Below are 646 nucleotides of genomic sequence, written 5' to 3'. Positions count from 1 at the left end.
ACTTTTCCCCTAGCTCATTTTTAAAAGAGTTTAAATATCCTTTTTTATTGTTCATCAATTTAACGTTGTATTTTTTCATTTGTTCTCCTTTGTTTCTATAAGACTATGATATCAAAAAAAGTTTATACCGTCAAGCATAAACTCTTTTAACTTTCATTCTTCTACTTTCTTTTTGAAGTATTCTAGATGTTTAGCTACTTCATGTTTATCAATTTCTTCTTGTGTCCATTTATAATCTTTATCGTCAGGCAACCTATCAAAATACTGTATTCCATTAACTTTCGATAAAGATGTATAGTTAAACACGGATGACTTAGGCTCTGGAATACAGATATAAAATAACTCATCTTCTTCTACTTCCCATTTGTCACGGTTCAACAATAACCATAAGTGAACTACTTTAGTATACCCACTTAAGCCAAATACTTCTAAAATATTATCATACTTCTTTGTATCGCCAACTTCTACTTCTTCATACAATTTGTCGAAAATTTTTCTGCCAAAACGTTTGCTATATATTGTATCATCAGTATCTAATGTTTGATGTTTTTCTAGCCATTCGTTCAACTCTTTAGAGATAATAATTTTTTTGTCATTTTATTCGCCTTTCCATTGTTTGAAATCATCAGCTATATCTTGTGCAAAG

Annotated in this window: 1 protein-coding gene; it reads right to left on the bottom strand. The window is 29.4% G+C overall.

Annotated elements, in window-relative coordinates; translation table 11 throughout:
• Window positions 1-153: 153 nt before the first annotated feature.
• Complete coding sequence (locus L979_RS15565; protein ID WP_197052181.1) at window positions 154-567, bottom strand: hypothetical protein; 414 nt, start codon at window positions 565-567, stop codon at window positions 154-156.
• Window positions 568-646 lie beyond the last annotated feature (79 nt).

This window comes from Kocuria sp. ZOR0020, from assembly GCF_000800955.1.
Classification (GTDB): Bacteria; Actinomycetota; Actinomycetes; order Actinomycetales; family Micrococcaceae; genus Kocuria; species Kocuria subflava.
The sequence above is the reverse complement of the archived record's forward strand: the minus strand, read 5'-3'. Positions and strand labels throughout refer to the sequence as shown.